Below are 24,935 nucleotides of genomic sequence, written 5' to 3' on the forward strand. Positions count from 1 at the left end.
CACCAGAGAGGACCTAGTCCGTGACGTCGGCCACCGTTGCGTTCAGAGCCTTGGCAAGCGCTTGGGCGTCCACGGTGATGCCGACGCCGTGGTCCCCGCCGCCGATGGAGATGGTGCCGGTGATCCGCTCGTCCGCGATCACCGGCCAGGCGTGCGTGCTGCCGAGCGGCGTGATCGTGCCGCGGACGTAGCCGGTGACGTCGAACGCAGTGTCCTTGTCCGGCATCGAGATCCGGTTCACGCCGAGCAGCGCCCGCAGCTTCGGCCACGCGATCTCGCGGTCACCTGGCACCAGGATGAACCGGTAGTCGTCGTCCGACAGCCGCACGACGATCGTCTTGATCAACCGGGCCGGCTCGATACCCCGCGCCGCCGCGGCCTCCTCCAACGAGTTCACCCGGCCGTGCCTGGTCACCTCATAGGTGAGCCCCAACTGGTCAGCCGCATCCGTCGCCTTAGTCACCTGGCTAGTTTTGCACCTTGCTCGGGACGTTCTTGAGCAGGACGGCCAGGATGAACGTCACGACGAACAGCGCCCCTGCCTCGGCTGCGACACCAGTCCACGCCGCGCGGCTCCACGCCGTACCTGCGAGGCCGCCGAAGACTGAGGACCCGAGGTAGAAGGAGAAGAGGTACATGCTGGAGGCCTGTCCAGTTCCGACGCCGCTTGCGTGCGCTCGAGCCGGCACCCAGCCGCTGGCTACTCCGTGCACGGCGAAGAACCCGGCTGTCATCACAGCCAGCCCCAGCACGATCAGCGGCAGTGGAGCGGCGAGCGTGATGGCTACTCCGGCCAGAGTGATCAGACACCCGATCGGCACGACTGCCCGTCGCCCATAGCGGTCGGCGAGCGTCCCTGCCGTCGCTGAGCCGGCCGATCCGAGCAGATAGACACAGAAGACCAGCCCTGCTGCCCCAGCGCTCAGGTGGTAAGGCGAGCCGGACAGTCGGAAGACCGCTCCGTTGTAAACGGCGACGAACGCACCTACAGCTGTGGCGGCGATGCCGTAGAGCGCTAGCAGGGCCGGATCTTTGAGCACCTGGATGGAGAACAGGTCGCGTCGGCGAGGGGCCGGGCTTGGGCGGAAGTTCCGCGACGCGGGGAGGAGCAGCCAGACGACCGCAGCGCAGAGTACGCCGACCGCGGCGATCCCAGCGGTCGCGAACCGCCAACCGCCGAGGTCCGACAAACCTCCCGCGATGAGGCGCCCAGCCATGCCGCCAACCGCAGTACCCGCGATGTAGAGGCCGCTGGCTCGTGCGTGACTGTCCTGGTGCACCTCCTCGCGCAGATACGCCATCGCCACAGCTGGCAGACCGGCCATAGCGATTCCCTGCAGACCCCGCAGCGCCAGCAACGCGTGCCACGTCGGAGCGAACGCGCTGAGCAGTGCGAACGCCGTCGTTGCGGCGACCGACCAGCGCATCAGATTGGTACGGCCGAGAACCTCGGACGCCGGACCGGCGACCAGCAGCGCGAGACCCAGTCCGAACGTGGCGAACGACACGCTGAACGCGCTCTGGCTGGGGGAGACATGGAAGGCGTCGACGAGCTGGGGGAGCAGCGGCTGCGTGCTGTAGAGGAGAGCAAACGTGGCCAGTCCGGCCGCGAACAGTGCGACGGAGAGCTTGCGGTACTCCGGGTCTCCGGGCAGGTACCCGGTCTGGCGGGCAACGGACTGGTGCATGTCTTCGACGGTCGCACGCGTGGAGCGATACGTAAAATGTCAATCTCAGCAGAAATCGATACGATTTCAGTATGCATGTCGAGGATCTGCGGTGGTTCGCCGTACTCGCGGAGACCGAGCACCTGACCGAGGCGGCGGCTGCGCTGGGGACCAGCCAGCCGAATCTGTCCCGGTCGCTGCAGCGGGTCGAGCGAGCGTTCGGGGTGGCGTTGTTCGAGCGGGAACGCCGCGGCGTGCGGCTGAATCCGTACGGCCGGCTCGTGCTCGAGGCCGCGCGAGCCGGGACGGCTGCGGTCGACACCGCTCGTCGGCGCATTGATGCGCTCGTCGACCCGGAGTCCGGGACTGTGCGGCTGGCGTTCCTGCACTCGGTCGCGACCAGTCTGATGCCGGACCTGCTGAAGGCGTTCCGCGCGGACGCGCCAAATATCGAGTTCGCGCTGCGGCAGGAGCCGGCGCACGACATCGTCCAGGACCTCGAGACCGGTGAGGCCGAGATCGCGATCATCGCGCCCCGGCCGGACCCCGAGCACTTCGGCTGGCATCTGCTGGAGCGGCAGCGGCTGTGCCTGCACGTGCCGCCCGGGCACGCTCTGGCTTCTCGGCATCGGGTCGAGCTGGAAGAGGTCCGGGACGAGCCGTTCGTCGCTCTGCAGCCCGGCTTCGGCTTCCAGCGGGTGACGGACCGGTTGTGCCAGGCCGCGGGGTTCACTCCGCGGTTCGCGTTCCAGGCGACCGACCTCGCCACGATCGACAGCCTGGTCGGTGCGGGCCTCGGCGTGGCGATCCTGCCGGCCGGTGCGGTCCGCGGGAACGACAGCGGCGCGGTGTCTGTCCCGCTGGCCGGCGTACAGGCCCGTCGGGAGATCGGGATGGCGTGGCGGCTGAGTACGCCGCTGACGCCTGCAGCGGAGCGTTTCCGGACGTTCGTCCGATCCCGGAAGGTCACGTCCAGCTGACTGTTATGACAACGACTTCCGTAGCGTTCGTCCAATTTTCCAGGTGTCGACTTGCAGTGAGAGGCCTTTCCACCGCACTCTTTCCTGCGTGAGGAAGCGCCTGGGTTCGTTCCGACCGAGTCGCCGGCTGCTGTTCGCAGCTGGGACGGCGGCGGCTGCGTCGACGGTTGCGGCGGCGTCTGCGACCTCCGCAGCCTCTGCGGCTGAGGCGGTCCCGGTCTCCCCGCAGTCAGAGACCGACGGCGCGACCGGACTGGCCTATCTGGGCAACTACGGCTCCGGTGTGCTTGGCGCCTGGGAGCGCCAGGCCCGTGCGATCTCGAACGAGGCGCAGATCCGCCGGACGCGTGAGAACGACGGCGTGTTCATGTTCGGCGACAGCATCGGCGTCCAGGACGGACCGGCGCTGGCCCGCCAGTTGGCCCAGCTCGGCATCATGACCGCTGTGCACAACTGGGCCGGTCGCCCGGTGACCCCCGCGGTCGACGCGCTGGACACCTGGGCCCAGGACTACGGCCTGCCGCACCGGATCCTGATGTCGGTCGGCTCCAACGACATCTTCACGCCGCCCGCGGTCGCCGCGCAGGTCGACCGGACCATGCAGATCGCCGGCCCGGAGCGGACCGTCTACTGGGTCAACGTCCAGGCCGCCCGCACCGCGTTCATCCCGGAGATCAAGGTCGCCGACCAGCGCAACAGCGCGTGGATCAACCTGCAGCTCGCCGAGGCGGCGCGCCAGCACGAGAACCTGCGCATCATTCATTGGGCCGAGCACCTGGCGTCCAGCCCGAACCGGCTGGCCCGCTATCTCCGCGACGGCCTGCACCCGTCGATCCCGCTCGGGCGGAACGCCCGCAACGGCCTGATCATCGAAGCGATCAAGGCCGGCTGAGCGCGGCTCGTCGCCGCACCCAGCCGGACCCTGTCTCAGAAGCCCGCGGTGATGCGGGTGAAGTCCCAGTCGCCCTGGGCGATGCCGCTGCAGTTCGACACCACACCGCCGCCGGCGCAACCGCGGTCGCGGTTGACCGACCAGAACGCCAGCCGGCCGAGCCCGTTGCTCTTGGCCCAGTTGGTGATGTTCTGCCAGGTCGCGGTCGTCGTCATCTCCTGCTGGTCGGACAGACCGTTCATGCCGGAGATGCCCTGGTGCGCGTACGCCTCCGCGGTGGACCAGCCGAAGGTGGACTTGAGCTTGTTGTTCAGGCCCTGGGACGCGCCGACCGTGTCGTTGTAGATGTTCGAGCTGCCGAAGTCGAACGGCATCAGCGTGAAGATGTCGATGTTCGCGCCGAGTGCCTTGGACTGGTCGATCAGCCGGTTGCCGTAGTACGTCGGACCGGTCGTCGACGTACCGAACGTGACGATGGTCTGGATACCCGGGTTGTTCTGCTTGACGATCTTGAGCGCGGTCAGGATGCGGTCCTGCACGGCCTCGTTCTCGAACTCGTCGGAGTTCTCGATGTCGATGTCGATCGCCTTCAGGTTGTAGGCGTTGATGACCTGCTGGTACGCACCGGCCAGCGCCTCGGGAGTGCTGCAGTTCGGGCCGAGCTTGTTGCCGCTCCAGCCGCCGAACGACGGTACGACGTCACCGCCACCGGCCCGGATCGCCGCGATCGCGCTGGCATCGGCACCGCCTTGGAGCGGCCGGGTGCTGTCCCAGGCCGGGCTGCAGCCGCCGCCGGACAGGACGAACGCCATGGTGAACCACTTGATCCCAGTGGCGTTCATCACGGTCGACGGGCTCGGCGGGTCACCCCAGCCCATGTAGAGGTACGGCGCGGCCTGCTTGGTGCCGGTGTTGCCGCCACCGGTGCCTGTGGTGACCGAGACGGAGTTGCTCTTCGGTCCCTCACCGGCGCTGTTGGATGCGCTCACCTGGTACGAGTACGACGTGTTCGCGCTGAGCCCGGAGTCCGTGTAGGGCGTGCCGCTGGGCGAGCCGACTTTCGAGCCGTTGCGGTACACGTTGTAGCTCGTGGCGCCTGATGACGCGGACCAGGACAAGTTGACCGACGTGCCTGACGCCGTACCCGAGAGGCCTGTGGGTGCACCTGGTGCGGTGCCGCCACCGCCGCCCGAGCAGGAGCCGCCGTTCAACCGGCAGGACGCGACGCCGGCGAAGTTGCCCGGGCTGCCGTTGAAGCCGAAGCTGACGCTTGCGCCGGGCGCGAGCGGTCCGGCCCAGCTCGGCGGGGTGAACGTGTGGGTCTGTCCGCTGCTGGTGTGGTTGGCGTCCCAGGTGCTGGTGACGGTGTACCCGGACGGGAAGTCGAGCGCGACCGACCAGGTGCTGAGGGAGCTGGTGGTGCCGTTGGTGACAGTCACCTTGCCCTCGAAGCCGCTGCCCCAGTCGGACACTTTGGTGAAGGTGGCAGAGACTCCTGCCGCGCTGGCCGCCTGTGCGGTCAGCAGAGCGATGACCACGGCCGAGATGGCCGCTATCGCCAGGGTGATACGTCGTTTCATGATGCTCCGATCAGTTGGGGCGGTACGTGATCAGACCTGGCCCCAGAGTGCGGGGACGTTCGGCGGCTCCCAGCCGGTCAGGGATGTGTGGCCCTGGATGCACCTGTAGGTGACGCCGTTGTAGGTCACCAGCGCACCTGTTGCGTACGTCGTGTTCGGCGCCCACGGAGTGGCCGATGTGGGCGGCGTCGTCGGCGGGGTGGTGGGAGGCGTGGTCGGGGGAGTTGTGGGTGGCGTGGTCGGCGGCGTGGTCGGCGGGGTGGTCGGCGGGGTGGTCGGCGGGGTGGTGGGAGGCGTCGTCGGAGGGCCGCTGCAGCCGGCGGTGTCGGCGTTGACCGAGTCGACCACGTTGTTGAACAGGGTCACGCCCGGGTCGAGTGCCTCGAGGGAGTACATCATCGCGCCGGCCAGACCGTTGCAGTGCTGGTAATCGGCCTTGGCCTTGATCGACCGGGCGTTGTCACCGGACCAGAACGTGCCGTTGCTGTAGAACCACGAGGACTTCGTCGCGTCGTCGAAGTACGTCGATGACGGGTTGTCGACGAAGCCGGTGAGCTCCTTGTAGAACGAGACACCTGGCACGTTGCCGCTCAGCGCATGTCCGTCGGCCGGTCCGGTCGCGGTCTGGTACTTGCCGTTGGCTGTGGCCGGCACACCCTTCCATCCCCTGTAATAGAAGGGGTATCCGATGCTCAGCTTGTTCGCCGGGAACCCACCGGGGATGCCGTACGCCGAGTCGCCGGTCGTCCACGCCTTCACCGCAGCGTCGACGGAGTACTTGCCCTGACCCGGTGGGATCGGGTTGCTCGGGTCGTTCGGCGCTGTGTAGAGCGGGTCCTGGAAGTTCGTCGGCCCGGTGGCTTCCCAGCCGCCGTGCATGTCGTACGTCATCACGTTGTTGTAGTCGAGGTACTGGCCGATCTTGTTGGTCTCGATCGTCGCGATCTTGTCCTGGCCGGCCGGAGTGGCGGCGGTCAGGTAGTACCGCTTGCCGGTCTGGCTGCCGTACGCATTGAGCTGGCTGCGGAACTCGGCCAGCAACAACGTGAAGTTCTGCTTGTCGGCAGCGCTGTAGTGGTTGCCGACGTGACCGTTCGGCGAGCCCGGGTACTCCCAGTCGATGTCGACACCGTCGAAGATGCCTGCTGCAGAACCAGCGCCGCCGAACCCGTCGATGACCGGCAGGTCGCCCTTGAGGAACATGTTCACGCAGGAGCTCACCAACGCCTTGCGCTTGGCGTCGGTGGAGGCGGCGTCGGAGAAGTACTTCGAGTAGGTCCAGCCGCCGATCGAGATCAGGATCTTCAGGTTCGGGTACTTCGCCTTGAGCTTCTTGAGCTGGTTGAAGTTGCCCTGGATCGGCTGGTTCCACACGTCTCCGACTCCGTCGACGCTGATGTCCGCGCCGTACGACTTGCCGTAGTCCGCGAACGCGTCACCCGCACCGTCGCCGGCGTTCGGGTTGTTCTCGTCCTGCGAAGCGGCCTTGTTGGCCATGAAGCAGGTGTGGTTCGTCGGATCGATGTTCGCGAACGCGTAGTTCAGGAAGTCCAGCTTGCCGGCCGCGCCGGTCGTGATCAGGTTCTTGGGGTAGAAGCCGTTGGCGTAGATACCCCACTGGGTGAAGTACGCCGTCTTGACGCCGCCGCTGGACGCCTGCGCTGTGGTCGCGGCGTTGGCGGTGGTGGCGTCCTGGCCGGCGAGCGAGACGCCGGCGGCGGTGAGCAGAGCGGTGGCCGCGACAGCTGAGGTGGCGGCAAGCATGCGTAATCGACTCATCAGAGATCCTCCGGAGCGATGGGACGGAAGCGGTCCGGTGAAATTTAGTTAAAGACGCTTCGAAAGGAACCGTAACCGTTCCCGGCTAGTTGGTCGCCGCCTCGTCGTGGCGGGTTCCCGCTGCTGACGGAAACCCGACAATGCTTTGTCCACAGGGATTCCACTCGCGTGCCCGAAGCGGGCCGAACAACGGCATCTTCTTGGCATGGACACGAAATCACCAACCACCTCGGTGCTCATGGCAACTACCAACGAAGCCCTGCTCGACGATCTGTTGCGGTTGGCTGCGGCCGCTTCTGTCACGCCCCTGGTCGAGCCGGACCTGCACGGCCTCCGGCGCAACTGGCAGACCTGCTCGCTGGTTGTGATCGGCCGCGACCTGGCCGAGCCGTTGGCCCGCCTCCAGCCGGCCCAACGACCAGGAGTCGTCGTGGTCGGCTCGGCCCTCGACGGCGACGACCTCTACCGCTGCGCCTTCGATGTTGGCGCTGATGTGGTGTGCCGGCTGCCTGACGACGAGTCCTTGCTCGCCGGCAAACTGGCCGACGCCCTGGACGGTGTGAATCGCAAGGCCGTCACGCTGGCCTTCGTCGGCGGCTGCGGGGGAGCGGGAGCCACCACGCTCGCCGCTGCGGTCGCGGTTCTTGGCAATCGGCGCGGATTCCGGACGATGCTCATCGACGGCGATCCACTCGGCGGCGGCATAGAGCTTGCCCTAGGCATCGAACGCGATCCCGGCGACCGCTGGCCGAAGTTGTTGAACGCTTCGGGTCGCGTCAGTGCAGCGGCCCTTCGCTCTGCGCTGCCATCCGTCGACGGCCTCGCCGTACTGTCCTGGGATCAGTCCGACGTCACCGTGCTTCCCCCGGACACCATGAGCTCGGTCATCGGCGCCGCCCAACGCAGCAACGACCTCGTCGTCCTGGATCTACCGCGCCGGGCCGATCCGACTGTCGAGGAAGGTTTCATCCGCTCCACCGCGACCCTCCTCGTCGTCCCCTGCGACGTCCGCTCTGTCGCGGCCGCGAAGCGCCTCTCCGGCCCTCTCCGCTCCGTCGCCGGCGACCTCCGCGTAGTAGCCCGCAGCACCCGCCCCGCCCTGTCACCTGCTGACGTCTCCACCCATCTCTCCTTGCCCTTAGCAACAAAACTGGGCATCGACCGCACCCTCCCAGCCGCTATGGATCAGGGCCGCTTTACCCCCAGTCCCCGAAGCCCTCTAGGCCGAGCCGCCACCACCCTCTTGAACCTCTTCGACCTGGCCGACCCGGCAGCGGCATGAGCGCAGCCCCCGTCCTACCTATCCGAGTTGGTGATTCTGTGACTACCGCAGTCGTCCCCGCCGACCTGCTCGACCGCGTCCGCGGCACGCTGGCGGTCACCGGCGCAGAGCCCACACCTGTCCAGGTAGCGGCAGCCCTCCGCGCCGACGGCACCATCTGCGGCGACGCCATGGTCCTCGCCGTCGTCACGGCCCTCCGCCGCGAAGCTCTGGGCGCCGGCCCACTCGACAGCCTCCTGGCCGAGCCAGGCGTAACCGACATCCTCGTGAACGGGCCCGACGAGGTCTACATCGACCGCGGCAGAGGCCTCGAGTTCGTAGCCATCCGCACCGGCGACGAACCCGCCATCCGCCGCCTGGCCACCAGGCTCGCCGCCGCAGCCGGCCGCCGCCTCGACGACTCCACGCCGTACGTCGACGTCCGCCTCTCCGACGGCACCCGCTTCCACGCCGTACTCGCCCCGATCGCCGCCCCAGGCACCTGCCTGTCGCTCCGCGTCCCCTCCCGCAAGGTCTTCACCCTCGACGACCTCGTAGCCGCCGGTGCACTCCCGCGAGCCGGTGTGACAATCCTCCGCGACCTCCTCGGCTCTCGCCTGGCGTTCCTCATCAGCGGCGGCACCGGCACCGGAAAGACAACCCTCCTCAGCTCCCTGCTCTCCTTGGCCGACCCGTCCGAACGCCTGGTGCTGGTAGAAGACGCCAGCGAGCTCCGACCCGACCACCCACACGTAGTCCGCCTGGAAGCCCGCCCGCCCAACGTAGAAGGCACCGGAGAGATCTCCCTCCGAGACCTGGTCCGCCAGGCCCTCCGCATGCGTCCAGACCGTTTGGTAGTAGGCGAGGTCCGCGGACCCGAAGTCGTAGACCTCTTGATCGCGTTGAACACCGGCCACGAAGGCGGCTGCGGCACCATCCACGCGAACTCGGCCGCCGACGTGCCTGCTCGTCTCGAAGCGCTCGGTGCCCTGGCCGGGCTCACCCGAGAAGCCATCCACAGCCAAATCACCTCAGCCCTACACGCTGTGATCCACCTGACCCGAACCCCCACCGGCCACCGCCGAATAGCCGAGATCCACACCTTCACCGCTCATCCCAACGGCCCTCCAACCACCCACCCCGCCGTCACCTTCCACCCCGACAACACCCTCACCCTCCACCCACCCGCCGACCTCTTCACCAAGCTCCCCGCGACTGCGGTGGATGCGGCATGACCCCAGCCTTCCTCGCCGCCGCCCTGACCCTCCTGACCTGCACGCTCGCGCTTCCACCGCCAGCCGCAGCCCTCCATCGCCTGCAAACCCACACTGGCAAGCGCCCCAACCTCACTCGCAGCCCTCTACGAATCCGGCTAACCCGAGCGGTTCTCCTGGCCCCTCCAACCGCTTTGGCCACAGCGATCCTCGGCCCTCAAGCCCTCGTCTCAATCTTCGCCATCACTGCCGTACTGATCCTGATCGCCAACCAGCGAGCCCAACACCAGCACCAGAAATCCACAGCCGCCCGCCGCACCAACATCATCGAAGCCCTGGACGTACTAGCAGCCGACCTTTCCGCCGGCCGCCCGCCCATCGCTGCCCTAGAAGGTGCAGCTTCCATCAGCCCAGACCTAGAAGTAGCTCACGCCGCAGCCAAGCTCGGCGCCGACGTCCCCACCGCCCTGATCCGAGCATCAACCAAGCCGGGCGCCACCAGTCTCCGAGCTCTGGCCGCCGCCTGGCGAGTCACCGAGGAGTCCGGCGCTGCCTTCGCCGCCCTCACCGAACGCCTCGCCAACTCCCTCCGAGCTGACGAAGCCATCCACCGCCAAACAGAATCCAGCCTCGCCGGCGCCCGCTCCACCGCCCGAATCCTCGCCATCCTCCCCGCCTTCGGCATAGCCCTCGGCTATGCACTGGGCGCCCATCCCCTCACCTTCCTCACCGCCACTCCACCCGGCTGGCTCTGCCTAGCAGCAGGCCTGGCCCTCACTACCGCAGGCCTCCACTGGACCACCCGCCTCTCACGACCCGAAGCTCCGCATGTCTGAAGCCTTGACCGCCGCAACGGCAGTTGCCCTAAGCACCTATCTCGCGCTCCCGCCCCGCCCTAACCTCCGCCGCCTAACCCGCCCTCAACCCCGCGGCGGCCCCCGAACCCCACCCCACCACCGCCTAGTCGCAGCCACCACAGCCCTAGGCGCCCTACTCCTCATCGGCTTTCCCTGGGGCGCGATCCCAGCAGCCATCGCCCTGTACGCCGTCCCGCGAGCCCTCGCCCGCCTGGAACCAGCCGCCACCAAACAACGCAACACCCAACTGGCCCGCGACCTCCCACTAGCCATCGACCTACTAACCGCCTGCCTCCGAGTCGGCCGCCCACCCCAACACGCACTAGCCCTCGTAGCCGAAGCCCTCCCCGGTCCCCTGGCCGACCTCTTCACGAAGATCGCCCACCACCTTGCCCTCGGCGCCGACCCAGCCACCGCCTGGGCTCACCTACGCGCCGAGCCCGCCTGCGCCCCCATGGCCCGAGCCATCACCCGCTCGCTCCGCTCCGGCGCCCCACTGTCCAAAACCCTCGAACACCTGGCGGACGAAACCCGCCGCTCCCACCACCACACCGCCGACCAACAAGCAAGAGCCACCGAATCCCGAGCCGCCCTCCCCCTAGGCCTCTGCTTCCTTCCAGCCTTCGTCTTCCTCTCCATAGTCCCCACCATCGCCGACTCCCTGATCCCGTACGTCCTGACCCCGTAATCCACAACCCCAAAAGTCCTCAAGAAAAACCCACCCAACAACGGCATGTTCTCAGCAAGCAACCCAGCCGAATCCCAGGAGATATCGAATGCCCACCCCAGTAGTAGCCCTAAGCAACCACCTCCATCCCACCCACGCCTTCGACGCTCCAAACCCCCACGACCCCCAAGCCACTCACTCCGACTCCCGTACTCCAGAGCACGTGCCCAACACCCGCGAGCACCGCCGCGCCCGCACACTCCGCCGCGTCCGCTCGCGCACCCTCCGAGGCCTCCGCACCCGCACAGAACGCGGCGCCGCAACCGCCGAGTACGCCGTCACGATCGTCGCCGCCTGCGGCCTGGGCGGCATCTTGGTAGCCCTCCTCAAATCCCCCGTAATGCAGAACGCCCTGAAAGCCCTCATCAACTACGCCCTGAAGATCGCCGGCGTCGAAGGCGTCCACCTCTAACCACTCCACAATCAGGCGACCGGTCGGCCCACCCCTCCCCGACCGGTCGCCACCCCAAGGAGCCCTCCAATGTCCCGCCCGGTCCCCCACGCCAGCCCCACAGACGATCCCAACGGCCTCCATCCCACCCCGGGCTCCAGCCCGACCACCTGCTCCGATGGCACCACCCGCGCCAACCGCACCACCTGCTCCCGCGGCACCAAGAGTTGGCACCGCAGCGACCGAGGCGCGGTGACAGCCGAGCTGGCAATCGCACTCCCCGTCCTGTTCTCCCTGCTCTTACTAGGCATCTGGTCCATCGGTCTCGTCGTACTCAACATCCGATGCATCGACGCAGCCCGAGACGTAGCCCGCGCAGTAGCCCGAGGCGAACCACCCGATCAAGCAAAAGCCATCGGCCACCGCACCATCCCCACCGGCACGATCACCATCACCCGCGAGTCCTCAGACATCCACGTAACCGTCACTGCAACCCCAACCCACACCCCTCCACTTCTCACCCTCCTAACTCCCACCCGCCTAACAGCAACCGCCACCCTCCAAGCCGAACCTGAGACGACCCCATGACCCACTCGGAGCGAGGCAGCGCCACCATCCACACCCTCGTAGCCGCCGTACTCCTCACAACAGCCCTAGCCGCAGCCATCCTCTGGTCCACCATCTCCACCGCCCGCCACAAACTCGCCATCGCCGCAGACCTAACCGCCCTAAGCGCCGCCCAATCCCTAGCCACACCAGCCACCCAACCGACAAACGACTCCGCCCCGACCCCAGCCTCCGCCCCGACCCCAGCCTCCGCCCCGACCCCAGCGTCTGCGCCGACCCCAGCGTCTGCGCCGACCCCAGCGTCTGCGCCGACCCCAGCGTCTGCGCCGACCCGGGCCTCTGCGCCGACCCGGGCCTCTGCGCCGACCTCGGCCTCTGCCCCGAGTCCGGCCTCCACACCGGCCGCCAGGCTGGTCCCGTCCGCGGGCTCGGAGTCCCCATCAGAGCCCCTGCCGACGACCGGGGCTGCACCTGCCGCCTCATCACTCATCATCTCCTCCGCGCACACCGACACATCCCTGACCACGCAGCGACTTCGAGCTACGCACCCGTCAATCGCCGATCAACAGCCGACCGTCACCGCACCCGCCATCCCACCCGCCACGCCGTGCGAAACCGCCGCCCGCATTGCGATCCTCAACAAGGTGCACCTCACCAACTGCAACGCGACCACCGACGATGTGACCGTGGAGGTATCACTCGAGCTCGATCTCCCGCTGGCCCATCCGACCCTCAGCGCAACTGCCCGGGCCGGTCAACTCTGACGCCACCCCACCCGGCAAACTTGAGCCTGGTTCTGGTGTGGTCGCGATCTGGTCGCAATCTGGTAGAGATGCCGCGTTGATGTGGACTACTCGTGTTGCCGCGCTCCATGATCTGGAACCGAGTCCAACTCATCTTCCCGGACGTACTTCCCCGACGCCCGGACGGTTACCTCGGAGGCACGCTTGCCCGACCGGATTCGGCTGTTGCTGGTTGACGACCAGATCCTCAGCCGAGGCTTGCTCCGCAGCGGTCTGGAGCGCGAGCGCGATCTGGAGATCGTTGCCGAGCTCAACAGAACCGACGACGTCGTAGGCGCGGCGAAACGGCACCGCGCCAACGTCGCGCTACTCGACGCGGGCGGACCGGGGAACCACAGCATCACTGTCACCACCAAGCTCCGTACGTCGATGCCGGAATGCCGCGTAGTCATGCTCACCACCTACGGTCGGCCAGTGCACCTCCGCCGCGGCCTAGATGCCGGCGCCAAAGGCTTCGCGCTGAAGGGCTGCCCAGCGCCCCAACTCGCAGACGCCGTACGCCGCGTGCACCTAGGCCTTCGCGTAGTCGACGCCAACCTAGCCGCTGAGACGCTGCAGTACTCCGAAACCCCACTCGACCAGAACGAGACCGACACCCTGCGCGCCGCCCGCGAAGGCGGCTCCGTAGCCCTGATGGCCCGCAAACTCCAGGTCTCCGAGCGCGTCGTACGCACCCGCCTCTGGTCCGCAATAGGCAAAACCGGAGCCCGCACCCGCTCCGACGCCATCCAACTAGCCGAACAAAACGGCTGGCTTCTCGACTAGCCGCGGCAGGTTGTGGCGAGGTCGCGGAGGTGGCGCACGGTCTGGGGGAACGTGTGGAGGTCTTGGCTGATCAGGGCGGCCAGGTCTTGGCCTTGCGTCCAGCCTGGTGCGGGTTCTTTGCCCACTTCGACGTCGAGGCGTTCGGCGAGGTGGCACAGGTGGAGCGAGACTTTGCGGACGAACAGGTCGTCGCCGGTCGGGGCCAGCGCGCCGCCGGAGTCGATGTACTCCTGGAGGATGCGGCAGATCCGGGCAGGGTCATCACCGCCGAAACTCAGCGCGGCGCGGGAGATTTCCAGGGTGGCGCTTTCGCAGGCCACGCTCTCCCAGTCGATCAGGACGGGGCCTTCGGCTGAGACCAGGACGTTGTACGTCTCGAGGTCGCCGTGGCTCAGTACCTGGTCGCCGGCTGTGGTGAACGCGGCTTGGATCGACTGGCCCAGCTCATAGAAGAAGCCGACCTTGTCGCCGAGTGCAGCTGCCCACGGCTTGGCCTGGCTTCGGCCGAGAGCGACCCACTCCTCCCAGCGGTCGCGCGGGAAGACTCCCCACCAACGCCATTCGGGCTGTACGCCGGGCAGCGGCATCAGCCCGTGTAACCGCGCAGCGACCCGTCCGAGCCACGCTGCCACGTCGTCGGCAGGTGTGAGCGTGCGGTGCTCGATCCAGTCGTACAGGCGAACAGTGCCGAACTCGTGCACCCGGGCCGCATATCCGAAGGCCGGAGCCCGCGGTTCGACCGGCCGGGCGATTGGCAGGCCTTGCGCGAGTGCGGCCGCTTCCAGCGCCATGCCCTGCTCGATGTGGGTCCACCATGGTGGGTCGTCGAGGCCCCACAGCCGTTTGACGAGATAGTCGGCTGAGGCTGTTCGAAGACGCCAGGTCTCGAAGCTGGTGTGCTGGACCGGCGTCAGAGGCTCGATGGACCGGCCGAGTCCGAAGGCCTTGCCGATGGATTCCGCCGCGTGCGTCACGACTCGAGTTGGTCCAGGAGCCAGCGGGGGCCGACGGCGGTGGCGCCGGTGGGGTCTGTGCGCTGGCGGAGGCCGCGGTCGGCGGTGACCACGGTGATCTCAGGGTTGTGGGGTTGGGCCGCGGCCTCGGCGGTGACGGCGGCGATGGTGTCGTCGCCGGAGCCTGGGGCGAGTACGACGCGCAGAGTGCCGGTGTCGGGAGCGTCGGGGCCGGTGACGGCGGCTCGGGCGGCGCCTTCGAGGATCACGACGATGTCGGTCGTGTCTTGCAGGCGTTGCTGGAGTACGGCGAGCTTCGTGAGGAGACGTCGAGCTGCGCCGGAGCGATCGCGCCACCAGCCGTCGGGGCGGGAGCCGACCACATTCGCAGCATCTACCACGATCACCTGGGGCCGCTCGCTCGTCATGAGGTCAGTCTGCAGGACAGCGGGTCAGGTGCATGTCGAGAGGAACTCGCCAGTGTGGGTGACGAGGATGTGGGGGCCAGGCGTCGCGGAGATGCGTTCGACGGACGAACGGATGGGGTGGCGGGTGCCGTCGGGGGCTATTACGAGGGTGTTGGGGGCGTCCACGGCGATCAGTTCGTCGTCGGCTCGGAGTAGGACGGGGGAGGTGTAGGACCAGGAGATGGCGGTTCGGCCGGAGGATAGGGCTTCTAGGGTGGCGGCGGGGAGTTCGTTGGGGCCTTCGGCGTCGGCGTCTACGGCGATCCAGGTGGTGGGGCTGCCTGGTGGGGTGAATGAGGTGGGGTTGTGCCAGTCGCTGCCGCCGATGGGGGTGGTGCCTTCGAGGCCCCAGGCCTGCCACCAGGCGACGGGGCCGCCCCAGGTGTGGTCGAGCCAGGAGGAGTGCCAGATTTCGGCCAAGGCCGGGTGTTCGGGGAGCGGGTGGCGCCAGGCGCAGTCGCCGCCGAGGGGGTGGTTGATCGAGAGGAGGCCGCCGCGGCGGGCGACCTCGGATACCCAGGTGGCGGCGGGGCGGCGGAAGTCGATCGCGCCGATCTCGCCGAACGCGTTGGCGTGGCCGGTGTCGGTGGTGACTTCCTGGCCGGGGATGAGGCCGATGCCGAAGCGGTTGCTGAGTGACGGGAGTTCGGTGTGGTGGGCGACGGTGTTGTGGTCGGTGACTGCGAGTACGTCGAGACCGGCCGACACCCCGAGTGCCGCGAGGTTGGCGACTGGGGTGGAGCCGTCGGAGTGGAGCGAGTGCGCGTGGAAGTCGCCTGCGATCCACTTGAGGCCGGAGGATGCCGGGAGGGTACGGCGTGGTGGTCGCGGCGGTACTGCGATGGCCGCGGTCGCGTCGGCGTACTCGTTCAGGCCGGGGATGGTGGCGACGGGGCCGGTGGTGGCTTCGACGAGGAGTTCGACGCCTTCGAGCGGGATGCGGTGGAGGCCGAGGACGATCCACCAGGTGCCTGGTTCGAGCTCGCCTGGGAGGTAGCCGGGAGTGGCGGCCTCGGGGGTGATGGCGAAGGTTTGGCGGGCGCCGCCGGACCAGCCACGCCAGCCGGCCGCGCCTTCGCAGCCGATGTCGATGACGGCGCCTTCGACCGGCGGGATCGTGAGCGTGACGAGGAGGCCGGGACAGTCGGCCGGGATGTCGACGGGAAGCGAGTGCCAGGGGGACTCGGCCCGGTCGTCCAACGTCCAGCGCCGACGGTACGACGTGACAGCCATCAGGCGACCGGGGCGGGTTGGCGGGCTAGGAGTTCGCCGGAGTCGTGGTCGTAGAGGAGGACTCGGGTGGCGGGGGCGGTGAGGGCTACTGCGGTGCCTGGGGCGGGTTCGGTTTCTTCGGGGACGGTGACGCCGACGAGGGTGCCGTCGCAGTCGACGGTGACCAGCGACTGGGTGCCGAGGTTCTCCGCGACGACGACAATGCCGCGGAGGGCTGGTCCGGTGACGTCACCCGAGGCGACGGTGAGGTACTCCGGCCGGATGCCGACGGTGACCTCGGCGCCGACCGGCGTGGAGAAGGTGGCTGCGGGCAACGATCCGCCCGCCACCGAGACCAGGCCGACGGCAGCACTGGAGGCGGCCGAGCCGTTCTGGCTCGAGGTGGTGTCGGTCGGGCGCGGGGCGCCTTCCACTCCGGACGATGCGGCGACCTTGCCTGGGAGGAGGTTCATCGGGGTTGAGCCTATGAAGTTGGCTACGAAGGTGTTGGTAGGGCGGGCGAAGACCTCGCGTGGCGATCCCAGCTGGCGGAGCTTGCCGGAGTCCATGACGGCGATGCGGTCGGCGAGGGCGAGGGCTTCGGCCTGGTCGTGGGTGACGAAGACCGTGGTGATGCCGAGGTCGCGTTGGAGCTTCTTCAAGAAGGTGCGGGCTTCGAGGCGGAGCCGGGCGTCGAGGTTCGACAGCGGCTCGTCCAGCAGCAACACCTTGCCCTTGGATGCGATAGCGCGGGCCAGAGCGACACGCTGCTGCTGGCCGCCGGACAGCTGCGCGGGCTTGCGCTCCAGCAAACCCTGCAAGGACAGTTCGCCCGCGGTGTGCGACGCAACCTCAGAGCGGGTCGCGGCGGCAACCCGGCGTACCTTCAAGGGGTAGGTGATGTTCTCGGAGACGTTCATGTGGGGGAAGAGCGCGTAGTCCTGGAAGACCATCGCGACTCCGCGCTTGCCCGGCTCGACCCGCGTCACATCGACCGAGTCGATCCGGACCGTGCCCTCGCTCGCCGCCTCCAGGCCGGCGATCGTCCGGAGCAGCGTCGTCTTGCCGCAGCCGGACGGGCCGAGGAGGGCGAAGAACTCGCCGTCGGCCACGTGCAGGTCCAGCCCGTCGACGGCGCGGACGCCGTTCGGGTAGACGGTTGCGAGGCCTTCGATGTCGATGCCCGCCATCAGCTCTTGATCCCTCCATGGAAGCGGAACCCGTATCGCGAGTTCACCAACAGATAAAGCACGACGACCGGGATCGAGAACAGCAGCGAGAACACCGGCAGCACCTGCAGGTTCACGCTGCCGCCTTCGTCGGTGAGGGTCTGCATCAGCACCGCACCGGGCTGCTTGTCGATCGACCGGATCAGCAGGAAGGGCACCAGGAAGTTGCCCCAGGAGTTGACGAACGCCCAGACCATGATCGTCGCGAGCCCGGGCCGTGCGACCGGGAGTACGACGTCGCGCAGGATCTGGCCGGTCGACGCGCCGAAGACCCGCGCCGACTCCTCGTAGGACTTCGGTACCGCGTCGACGAAGTCCTTCAGGATGAAGATTGCCGCCGGCAACAACCCGCCGGTCATCACCAGCGCGACCCCGAACCGCGAGTCGATCAGCCCGAGCTGGAACATCATCACGAAGATCGGCACCATCGCAGCCGTACCGGTGACCACCGACGACAGCAGCAGCAACCCGTAGAGCAACGCGTCCCGACCAGGGATGCGCACCCGCGACAGGGCGTACGACGCCAGCGCGGCAAACGCGGTCACGGCAACAGCCGTCGTCACGCAGATCAGCAGTGAGTTGACCATCGAGTGCATCGCGTACGGATGCTCGAGCGTCTTCCGGAAGTTCTCCAGCGTCCAGTCCGGCCAATGCACGCCGAGACCCGGCGAGGCGTCGAACGGCGCCGACGCGATCCACAGCATCGGTACGGCGAAGAACAGCGTGATCGCGCAGATCAGCACGTAGAACCCGATCCGCCGCAGGACATAGGCGGGCGTCGGCGGCAACGACCGCGTGCTCATGAGCGCCTCCGCAGTAGTCGCAGGTACACCAGTGAGACCAGCAGGTTCGCGATCAGCAGCAGGAACGAGATCGCCGACGAGTACCCGAGCTCACCGCCCTGCAGCGCGACGTTGTAGATGTACACCGGCACCGTCTCGGACTCGTGGTTCGGCCCGCCCTTGGTGAGCAGGAACGGCGAGAAGTCGTTCGCCGTCCACAGCGAGATCAGCAGCGTGTTCGTCAGCACATGTCCGCGGATGTGCGGGAACACCACGTCCCGCAGCGTCTGCCAGCCCGAGGCGCCGACCATGCGCGCCGACTCGAGCTGCGACGGCGGGACGGCCTGCAACGCGGACGAGTAGAGCATCATCGAGAACGCTGTACCGCGCCACGTGTTGAAAACCACGAGGCAGGCCATCGGGTAGTCGATCAGCCAGGCGGTTCCCTGTGTGCCCAGCAGACCGTTCAAAGTCCCGCCGTCCCGGTCGTAGAACGCGACCCACAGGTACGCGACCACCGTCGACGGCAGGATCCACGCGAGCAGGACGAAGGCCTCGACGGTACGGCGTACGGCGGGACGCGTACGCCGCATGATCCAGGCCAGCGTGAAGCCGAGGATGTTCTGCCCGATGATCGCCGAACCGAGGACGAACACCAACGTCAGCCACAACGCGTTGTGGAACAGCGCGTCGTTCAAGGCCTTGGTGTAGTTCGACAACCCCACGATCGACGGCGACACGGCCTCGACGCCGGTCAGCCGGTAGTTCGTGATGCCGATGTAGATCGTCCAGACCGCGGGGAAGATCAGGAATGCGCCGATCAGCAGGAACGCGGGCGCGACAAAACCGAGGGCGCGGCCGACGCCGAGCCCCGCGACATCCCGCGCGGGAGCACGTCCCCGCGCGGGAGCAGATGCGGAAGCCATCAGTTACTGGTGACCTTGTCCTTGCCGCCGGCCGCGGTCTCGACCGCCTTCTGGTACGCCGATGCCGCGGCGTCCGTGCTCTTGCCGGCCACCACGTCCGCGGTCGCCTGCTGCAGCGCCGCCGAGATCTTCGGGTACTCCGCCAGACCCGGACGGAACTGCGTGATCGGCAGAACCTTGTCGGCGATGAAGCTCAGCATCGGGTCGCTCGCCAGTACTTCGCTGTTCACGTCAGACCGCTGCGTGATCTTGGCGGCTCCGTCGAGCGACGCCTTCACCATCTCGGCGGAGTTCATGAACTGCAGCAGCTCCCACGCCTGCTGCGGGAACTTCGTGTTCGGGTTGATGACGGTCGCGCCGCCGCCGGACATCGAGACGAAGTCCTGGCTCTTCACGCCGGAGCCCGGCTTCATCGCCGGGATCAGCGCCCAGCCCACCGCGGTGTCGCGGTCGGCCATCTTGGCGACGCCCTCCTTGGGCTCGACCACGCTGCGCCAGAAGTAGTCGCTCTCGCCCAGGATGCCGATCTTGTTCGCGGCGAACTCGGCGAACGACTTGTCCCGGCCCTTGGCCTCCTTCTGCAGCACGGGGTCGCCCAGACCGGTGCTGTAGATCTGGTGGTAGAAGTCCAGCACCTGGCGCAGTTGCGGGGTGTTGCCCAGCCACTTGCCGTCGGTGTTGACGGTCGCGCCGGTGCCGACCAGCAGCGGCAGTACGCCCTGCATGGTGGTGGCTTCGCCCATCGCCGTACCGGCGTTGATCTGGATCGGTGTCACGCCGGGCAGCTTCTTCAGCGCCTGGCCGGCCGAGATGATGTCGTCCCACGACTTCGGCTGCCAGTCGGCGGGCAGTCCGGCCTGCTGGAACAGCTTCTTGTTGAAGTAGAGCACCCGGCCGTCGGTGCCGCCCGGTACGCCGTACCGCTGGCCGTTGAAGCTGCCGAGTGCCTGGACCGACTCGGGGATCTGCTTCCAGCCGTCCCAGTCGTTCACCTTGGCGGCGTCGCCGACGGTGTCGGTGAGCGGCTTGATGTAGCCGGCCTGCGCGAACTCGCCGACCCAGATGCCGTCGATCTGGAACAGGTCCGGTCCGGACTTGTTCGACAGGTCGAGGGACAGCTTCTGCTTGTAGACCTCGTCGTCGGAGCCGTCACCCTGGAACTTGACCGTGACGTCGACGCCCTTGCCCTTCTGGTCAGCGACGAACTTCGGGATCAGCACGTCCTCGAGGAAGGTCGCCCCCGCGCTGCTCTTACCGCCCTTGACCGAGTTCGAGCCGATGGTCAGCTCGACCTTCTTGGCGTCGGCGTTCCGGTTCGCGTCCTGGCCGCTGCTGCCCGAGTCGGACGACGATCCGAGGCATCCGGTGAGCAGCGCAAGGGCGGCGGCGCCGAGGACGCCGGCGGTGGTGAACCGCGAGAGAGATCGCATCAGGGCTCCTAGCGAAGGTGGGCGGCGACAGCGCCAGTGACATGCCGGTCAAAGATTGTCACTCTCAAACGACTATGTGAAGACTTTTTCCCAACCCGGGGTGAACGTTGACCGGTGCTGTAGGCAACCAAGTGGCCGCTGTCAAGCCGGGATTCCGCGGTACGCATTGCGGAAGAGTTAAAGGATGCTCAAGGTTCTGTGGCAACAGGTAGTTGCCTAGATACAGAGCGTGAGGATCGGAGCTACTGTCTTGCCGACCGGTTCAGTGGATCGGAGGTGACAGACATGGGACTGCTCCACGGAGTTGCTTGCCTTCTCGACGACCTGCTTGATCACTGCCATCACTGGTGTTGGTGGTGACCGCGGCCGCCTGGTGACGGCTGCGGACCTGACGGCCGAACGGTGACGACGACGCCGGGCTCCCGCTGACGCGCAAGCAGCGGGGAATCCCGAAGTCATCCCCGAGCACCGAGCAACCGTCGTTCGATTCACCAGAGACAACTGAATGCTCACGTCGATCCGAAGGAGTGAGAAAACGGCCGGCCCCGACATCATGTCGGGGCCGGCCGTCTGTCTGGCTGGAACCTCCTCAGGTCAGCTCTGCGCCAGCTCCATCATCTGCTTCGGCAGCACCGTCATCTGGGCCGGGATCGGCAGCTGCGGCTGCAGCAGCGACAGCAGGCTGGCTGCCGCGCCCGCGATCGGCAGCGGCAGGGCCAGGCCCAGCGACGACAGCAGCGCGTTCACGAGCGCCAGCACGGCGCCCAGGATGTCCAGGCTCGGCACCGGGAGCCCGGCCCAGGCCTGGATCGGCGTGCCGGCACTGCTGAAGCTGCCGGTCGGTTGTGCCTGCTTGGCCTTCCCCTTGCCAAGCATGGACGTCAGGGCGAGACCGCTGGCGGCGTTCACGAACGTGCCCGCGCTCTCGTCATAGCTCCACTTCTGCCCGTCGCCGTTGCGGCAGGGCAGAACCAGCAGTGGCGCGGAGGCCGGAACCTTCGCCAGGTCCGCACCGCTGTCCAGGCAGGCTCCGGTCTTGGCAAGGGCGCCACCGACGCTCTTGCTCATCGCGACCTGCAGCTGGCCGGACTCGGTGTAGATCCACTCCTGGGTCTTGCCCTCCTTGCCTGGAGCACACGCCATCATGACCGCCATCGGGACCTTGGCGGCCGCGACGAACGTCAGGCAGTAGCGCGTGTCGGAGCGGGTGGCGATCTGTTGTGCCACGCCCACCGTGACGCCCGGTGTCTTCGAATCGCCGGAGACGGGGTTCGCGGCCTGGGCCGGTACGGCGGTGGCGAGTGCGACGCTGACCGCGAGGACTGCTACGCCGGTGCGGCTGAACAGCTTACGGATGATCAAGACAACCTCCAGAGGTCGTGCTATCTCGCAGGCGTCAGGTCGTCGGGACCCCGTGCGCAGCCGGTACGCCGGCAGTGACTCAGCGCGACGTTGACGCCACAACAAGTAAGGCACAGGTGTGGCGGGGGAGGTTATGGCGATCTCGTGAAACTTGATGCCAATGGCAACTAACTGCCAGCCCGATCTCGTTGCGCAAGGCATCGAAATCGGGCTGCCGGGTCGCTGTGCGACCGCTGTGAGGTGATCGAGATCTTACGGCAATCCGGTGATATTCCGGTAGTTCTACGGGATAGTTGATGCCGTAGGCAACGGAGTGGTCAGTGCGGTTGTTTGGTGTCACTGGGGTCCGGCGCGAGCTCCTGCTCGGCGGCCAGACGCTCGTCCGCGGGCGTATCCGCAGTGGTCTCGAGGGCGGGCTTAGTTGCGTCACCCTCTGTAATCTCGCCGCCGACGGTGTCACTCGGCGTGCTCGTCGCCTGGGCGCGCAGCTCACGCATCTCCTTGCGCCGGCGGTAGCCCCGGCCGAGACCCTTCTTCAGCAGCCAGAGCCCGACGATGAGCGCGGCGCCGGTCAGGGCGCCGAGGAAGAACACGGTCGGCACCGAGACGCCGAAGTCGACGCCGAAGACCTCGAGGTTGGTGGACGCGGTCGAGGAGACCGAGACGCCCAGACCGAACAGCACCGCGAGGGCGATCAGAACAATTCCGAGGACGGCCATGGCAAGCTGCCTTTCCGCCGGCTCAAGCCGGCCCTTCAGGCCTCACTGCTCAGCAATGCGGAGAGCAGCGCTACTGCGCCGCTCTTGTCGAGTGGGTTGTTCTGGTTCCCACACTTGGGCGACTGTACGCACGACGGGCATCCATCCGTACATTCACAGTGTGCAATCGCCTCGCGTGTCGCGGTCAACCACTCGCGCGCCGCGGCGTACCCGTGTTCGGCGAATCCGGCTCCGCCCGGGTGGCCGTCGTACACGAAGACCGTGAGGCAGCCGGTGTCGGCGTGGCGGGCGGTGGAGACGCCGCCGATGTCCCAGCGGTCGCAGGTGGCGAACAGTGGGAGCAGTCCGATCGACGCGTGCTCGGCCGCATGCGCAGCCCCCGGTACGTCGGACAGGCCCAGGTCGGCGACCGTGGTGTCGGGCATCGTCCACCAGACTGCTTTGGTCCGCAGTGTGCGCTCGGGCAGGTCCAGTGGCTGTTCGTCGAGTACGTCGCCGGTCGCGATCAGCTTGCGCTGGTAGGAGATGACCTGGCTCTTCACCTGGACCCAGCCGCGCGACAGCTCCGCCGCACCCCAGCTGCAGGTCTCCTCGGTCGCCAGGATGCTGATCTCCGTCGTATCCCGCGCGAACGTCGTGTAGTCCGGCGAGGCCGGCTCGACGACAGCGGCGTGCTCTTCGAGGTCGAGCGAGCGGACCAGGTACGACTCGCCGGCGTGGACGTAGACCGCGCCCTCATGGACCGACGAGTGCGCCGAGCCGCCGTCGACCGTGCCGAGTAAGCGACCGGTCTGGTCCTCCACGATCTGCACGGTCTTCCCACCGGCCGACCGGATGTCGATGGCGTCGACCGCCCGCTCTCGGCGCGTCCAGAACCAGCCGTGTGGCCGCTCCCGCAGCGCGCCTTGGTGCACGAGCTGTGCGATGACCCGTGGAGTCGTCTCGCCGAAGATCTCGAAGTCGTCCGCCGTCAGCGGGACCTCCTGCGCAGCCGCACACAGCTGCGGCCCGAGGACATAAGGGTTCTCCGGGTTGAACACCGTCGCCTCGACCGGTCGGCCGAAGATGGCGCGCGGATGGCGCACCAGATAGGTGTCGAGTGGGTCGTCGCGCGCGATCAGCAAGGCCACTGCCTCCCCACCGGCTCGGCCAGCGCGTCCGGCCTGCTGCCACAGCGATGCGCGCGTGCCAGGCCAGCCAGAGAGCAGTACGGCGTCCAGCCCGGCGATGTCGATACCCAACTCGAGGGCATTGGTCGCAGCAACGCCTGTCAGCTCGCCGCTCTGCAACATCCCCTCGAGCCGTCGGCGTTCCTCCGGCAGATAACCCGCCCGGTACGCCGACACCTGGTCGATCAGCGTTGGGTCAACCTCTGCCAGGTTCTCACGGGCTGTCAGCGCGACCGACTCCGCACCACGCCGCGAACGGACGAAGGCAACAGTCCGGACACCAGTGACAACCAGATCGCTCAACAGGTCGGCCACCTCGGCGGTGGCCGAACGCCGTACCGGTGCGCCGTTCTCACCATGCAGCCCGGTCAGTGGCGGCTCCCAGAGACCGAAGGCAATGCCGCCGCGCGGAGAGCCGTCCTCCACGACCTCCATCATCGGCAGACCAGTCAAGCGTTCGCCTGACACGGCCGGCTCGGCAACAGTCGCCGAAGCGCAGATGAAGATCGGATGAGCGCCGTACTGCGCGCAGACGCGGCGCAGTCGTCGCAGTACGCCGGCGACGTGCGCACCGAAGACGCCGCGGTAGTGATGACACTCATCGACCACGACGTACTGCAGGCAGCCCAGGAAACGCGCCCAGCGTTGGTGATTCGGCAGAACCGACCGGTGCAGCATGTCCGGGTTGCTCAGCACGTACGTCGCATGGTCGCGCGCCCAGTCCCGCTCGCTGCGCTCGGAGTCGCCGTCCAGCGTCGTCGCCCGCAGCCCAGGCACGGTGTACGACGACACCGCGCGCAGCTGGTCGTGGGCCAGCGCCTTCGTCGGAGACAGGTACAACAAGGACGCCGTACGCCGATGCGGTGACGCTGCCTGCGCAATGCTCAACGTTGCAAAGGCCGGCAACAGGTAGCCGAGTGACTTGCCCGATGCGGTCCCGGTCGCGACGACGACGTGCTTCCCGGCGTACGCCGCTTCGGCCGTGGCGACCTGGTGGGTCCAAGGAGCTGTGATGCCGGCGTCGCGCAGCTGGCCGAGCACCTCGTCCGGCACCCAGCGCGGCCAATCACACGTTTGTCCCAACCGGGCCGGCACAGACTCGACATGCGTCAATCGGTCGTCACGACCGGCGGCCAGGCGTTTCAGGACAGCCTCGGCCTCACCACCTGCACGCATACCGTGAGCCTAGTGCGCCGTACGGAC

The 24,935-nt window shown here is 67.6% G+C and carries 24 protein-coding genes; 10 read left to right on the top strand and 14 right to left on the bottom strand.

Going from position 1 to position 24,935, the window contains the following annotated elements; genetic code table 11:
• Positions 1-13: 13 nt before the first annotated feature.
• A complete protein-coding gene (locus EV645_RS22675) occupies positions 14-463 on the bottom strand; it encodes an aminoacyl-tRNA deacylase (RefSeq protein WP_130445963.1) in 450 nt (149 codons plus the stop codon).
• 4 nt (positions 464-467) lie between these two features.
• Positions 468-1,688: an MFS transporter gene (locus tag EV645_RS22680; protein WP_130445964.1), complete on the bottom strand. Its 1,221-nt coding sequence runs from the start codon at positions 1,686-1,688 to the stop codon at positions 468-470.
• Between the two features lie 71 nt (positions 1,689-1,759).
• Between EV645_RS22680 and EV645_RS22685 the strand changes: the two genes are divergently transcribed.
• The gene (locus tag EV645_RS22685) at positions 1,760-2,647 is read left to right on the top strand and encodes a LysR family transcriptional regulator (protein ID WP_130445965.1); all 888 of its coding nucleotides are present in this window, start codon (positions 1,760-1,762) and stop codon (positions 2,645-2,647) included.
• A gap of 88 nt (positions 2,648-2,735) precedes the next feature.
• Positions 2,736-3,539, top strand: a complete 804-nt coding sequence (locus EV645_RS22690; RefSeq protein ID WP_130445966.1) for an SGNH/GDSL hydrolase family protein — start codon at positions 2,736-2,738, stop codon at positions 3,537-3,539.
• 35 nt (positions 3,540-3,574) lie between these two features.
• Here EV645_RS22690 and EV645_RS22695 read toward each other — a convergent pair whose 3' ends face one another.
• Both EV645_RS22695 and EV645_RS22700 read right to left on the bottom strand, forming a co-directional pair.
• Positions 3,575-5,119 carry a cellulose binding domain-containing protein gene (locus EV645_RS22695; protein WP_130445967.1) on the bottom strand — a complete coding sequence of 515 codons (1,545 nt, stop codon included), beginning with the start codon at positions 5,117-5,119 and terminating at the stop codon, positions 3,575-3,577.
• Positions 5,120-5,149: 30 nt separating this feature from the next.
• Positions 5,150-6,898, bottom strand: coding sequence for a glycosyl hydrolase family 18 protein (locus tag EV645_RS22700; protein ID WP_130445968.1), 1,749 nt, complete (start codon positions 6,896-6,898; stop codon positions 5,150-5,152).
• Positions 6,899-7,103: 205 nt separating this feature from the next.
• Here EV645_RS22700 and ssd point away from each other — a divergent pair, with 205 nt between their 5' ends.
• The 8 genes from ssd (at position 7,104) to EV645_RS22735 (ending at position 13,483) form a co-directional block, all read left to right on the top strand.
• On the top strand, positions 7,104-8,180 hold the full coding sequence (gene ssd, locus EV645_RS22705; RefSeq protein ID WP_130445969.1) for a septum site-determining protein Ssd: 1,077 nt from the start codon (positions 7,104-7,106) through the stop codon (positions 8,178-8,180).
• 38 nt (positions 8,181-8,218) lie between these two features.
• Positions 8,219-9,394, top strand: a complete 1,176-nt coding sequence (locus EV645_RS22710) for a TadA family conjugal transfer-associated ATPase (RefSeq protein ID WP_242000580.1) — start codon at positions 8,219-8,221, stop codon at positions 9,392-9,394.
• A gap of 173 nt (positions 9,395-9,567) precedes the next feature.
• Positions 9,568-10,209, top strand: coding sequence for a type II secretion system F family protein (locus EV645_RS22715; RefSeq protein WP_242000581.1), 642 nt, complete (start codon positions 9,568-9,570; stop codon positions 10,207-10,209).
• Complete coding sequence (locus EV645_RS42835) at positions 10,202-10,918, top strand: type II secretion system F family protein (protein ID WP_242000582.1); 717 nt, start codon at positions 10,202-10,204, stop codon at positions 10,916-10,918. Before EV645_RS22715 ends, EV645_RS42835 begins: the two co-directional genes overlap by 8 nt.
• A 202-nt stretch (positions 10,919-11,120) precedes the next feature.
• The gene (locus tag EV645_RS22725; RefSeq protein ID WP_242000583.1) at positions 11,121-11,369 is read left to right on the top strand and encodes a DUF4244 domain-containing protein; all 249 of its coding nucleotides are present in this window, start codon (positions 11,121-11,123) and stop codon (positions 11,367-11,369) included.
• A 69-nt stretch (positions 11,370-11,438) separates the two neighbouring features.
• Positions 11,439-11,936, top strand: coding sequence for a TadE family type IV pilus minor pilin (locus EV645_RS43410; protein ID WP_130445973.1), 498 nt, complete (start codon positions 11,439-11,441; stop codon positions 11,934-11,936).
• Positions 11,933-12,679, top strand: a complete 747-nt coding sequence (locus EV645_RS43415; RefSeq protein WP_422386638.1) for an Rv3654c family TadE-like protein — start codon at positions 11,933-11,935, stop codon at positions 12,677-12,679. The genes EV645_RS43410 and EV645_RS43415 overlap by 4 nt, the downstream gene beginning before the upstream one ends.
• 183 nt (positions 12,680-12,862) lie before the next feature.
• Complete coding sequence (locus EV645_RS22735) at positions 12,863-13,483, top strand: response regulator transcription factor (protein WP_130445974.1); 621 nt, start codon at positions 12,863-12,865, stop codon at positions 13,481-13,483.
• Here the strand turns inward: EV645_RS22735 and EV645_RS22740 are convergent.
• From EV645_RS22740 to EV645_RS22785, 10 genes are all read right to left on the bottom strand, one after another.
• Positions 13,480-14,457, bottom strand: a complete 978-nt coding sequence (locus EV645_RS22740; RefSeq protein WP_157997132.1) for a phosphotransferase — start codon at positions 14,455-14,457, stop codon at positions 13,480-13,482. The genes EV645_RS22735 and EV645_RS22740 overlap by 4 nt on opposite strands.
• Complete coding sequence (locus EV645_RS22745) at positions 14,454-14,864, bottom strand: hypothetical protein (RefSeq protein WP_130445976.1); 411 nt, start codon at positions 14,862-14,864, stop codon at positions 14,454-14,456. The genes EV645_RS22740 and EV645_RS22745 overlap by 4 nt, the downstream gene beginning before the upstream one ends.
• Positions 14,865-14,888: 24 nt before the next feature.
• On the bottom strand, positions 14,889-16,136 hold the full coding sequence (locus EV645_RS22750; RefSeq protein WP_130445977.1) for a CehA/McbA family metallohydrolase: 1,248 nt from the start codon (positions 16,134-16,136) through the stop codon (positions 14,889-14,891).
• Entirely contained in the window at positions 16,136-17,305 is a 1,170-nt protein-coding gene (locus EV645_RS22755) for an ABC transporter ATP-binding protein (RefSeq protein WP_130445978.1), read from the bottom strand. Before EV645_RS22755 ends, EV645_RS22750 begins: the two co-directional genes overlap by 1 nt.
• Positions 17,305-18,147, bottom strand: coding sequence for a carbohydrate ABC transporter permease (locus EV645_RS22760; protein WP_130445979.1), 843 nt, complete (start codon positions 18,145-18,147; stop codon positions 17,305-17,307). Before EV645_RS22760 ends, EV645_RS22755 begins: the two co-directional genes overlap by 1 nt.
• On the bottom strand, positions 18,144-19,052 hold the full coding sequence (locus EV645_RS22765; RefSeq protein ID WP_130445980.1) for a carbohydrate ABC transporter permease: 909 nt from the start codon (positions 19,050-19,052) through the stop codon (positions 18,144-18,146). Before EV645_RS22765 ends, EV645_RS22760 begins: the two co-directional genes overlap by 4 nt.
• Positions 19,052-20,482, bottom strand: coding sequence for an extracellular solute-binding protein (locus tag EV645_RS22770; RefSeq protein WP_130445981.1), 1,431 nt, complete (start codon positions 20,480-20,482; stop codon positions 19,052-19,054). Before EV645_RS22770 ends, EV645_RS22765 begins: the two co-directional genes overlap by 1 nt.
• 594 nt (positions 20,483-21,076) lie before the next feature.
• Positions 21,077-21,844 carry a hypothetical protein gene (locus tag EV645_RS22775; RefSeq protein ID WP_157997133.1) on the bottom strand — a complete coding sequence of 256 codons (768 nt, stop codon included), beginning with the start codon at positions 21,842-21,844 and terminating at the stop codon, positions 21,077-21,079.
• A gap of 317 nt (positions 21,845-22,161) precedes the next feature.
• Positions 22,162-22,563, bottom strand: coding sequence for a hypothetical protein (locus EV645_RS22780; protein ID WP_130445983.1), 402 nt, complete (start codon positions 22,561-22,563; stop codon positions 22,162-22,164).
• Between the two features lie 35 nt (positions 22,564-22,598).
• Positions 22,599-24,908, bottom strand: a complete 2,310-nt coding sequence (locus tag EV645_RS22785) for a DEAD/DEAH box helicase (RefSeq protein WP_198681786.1) — start codon at positions 24,906-24,908, stop codon at positions 22,599-22,601.
• Between the last annotated feature and the right edge of the window lie 27 nt (positions 24,909-24,935).

It is taken from the genome of Kribbella rubisoli (assembly GCF_004217145.1).
GTDB classification, from domain to species: Bacteria; Actinomycetota; Actinomycetes; order Propionibacteriales; family Kribbellaceae; genus Kribbella; species Kribbella rubisoli.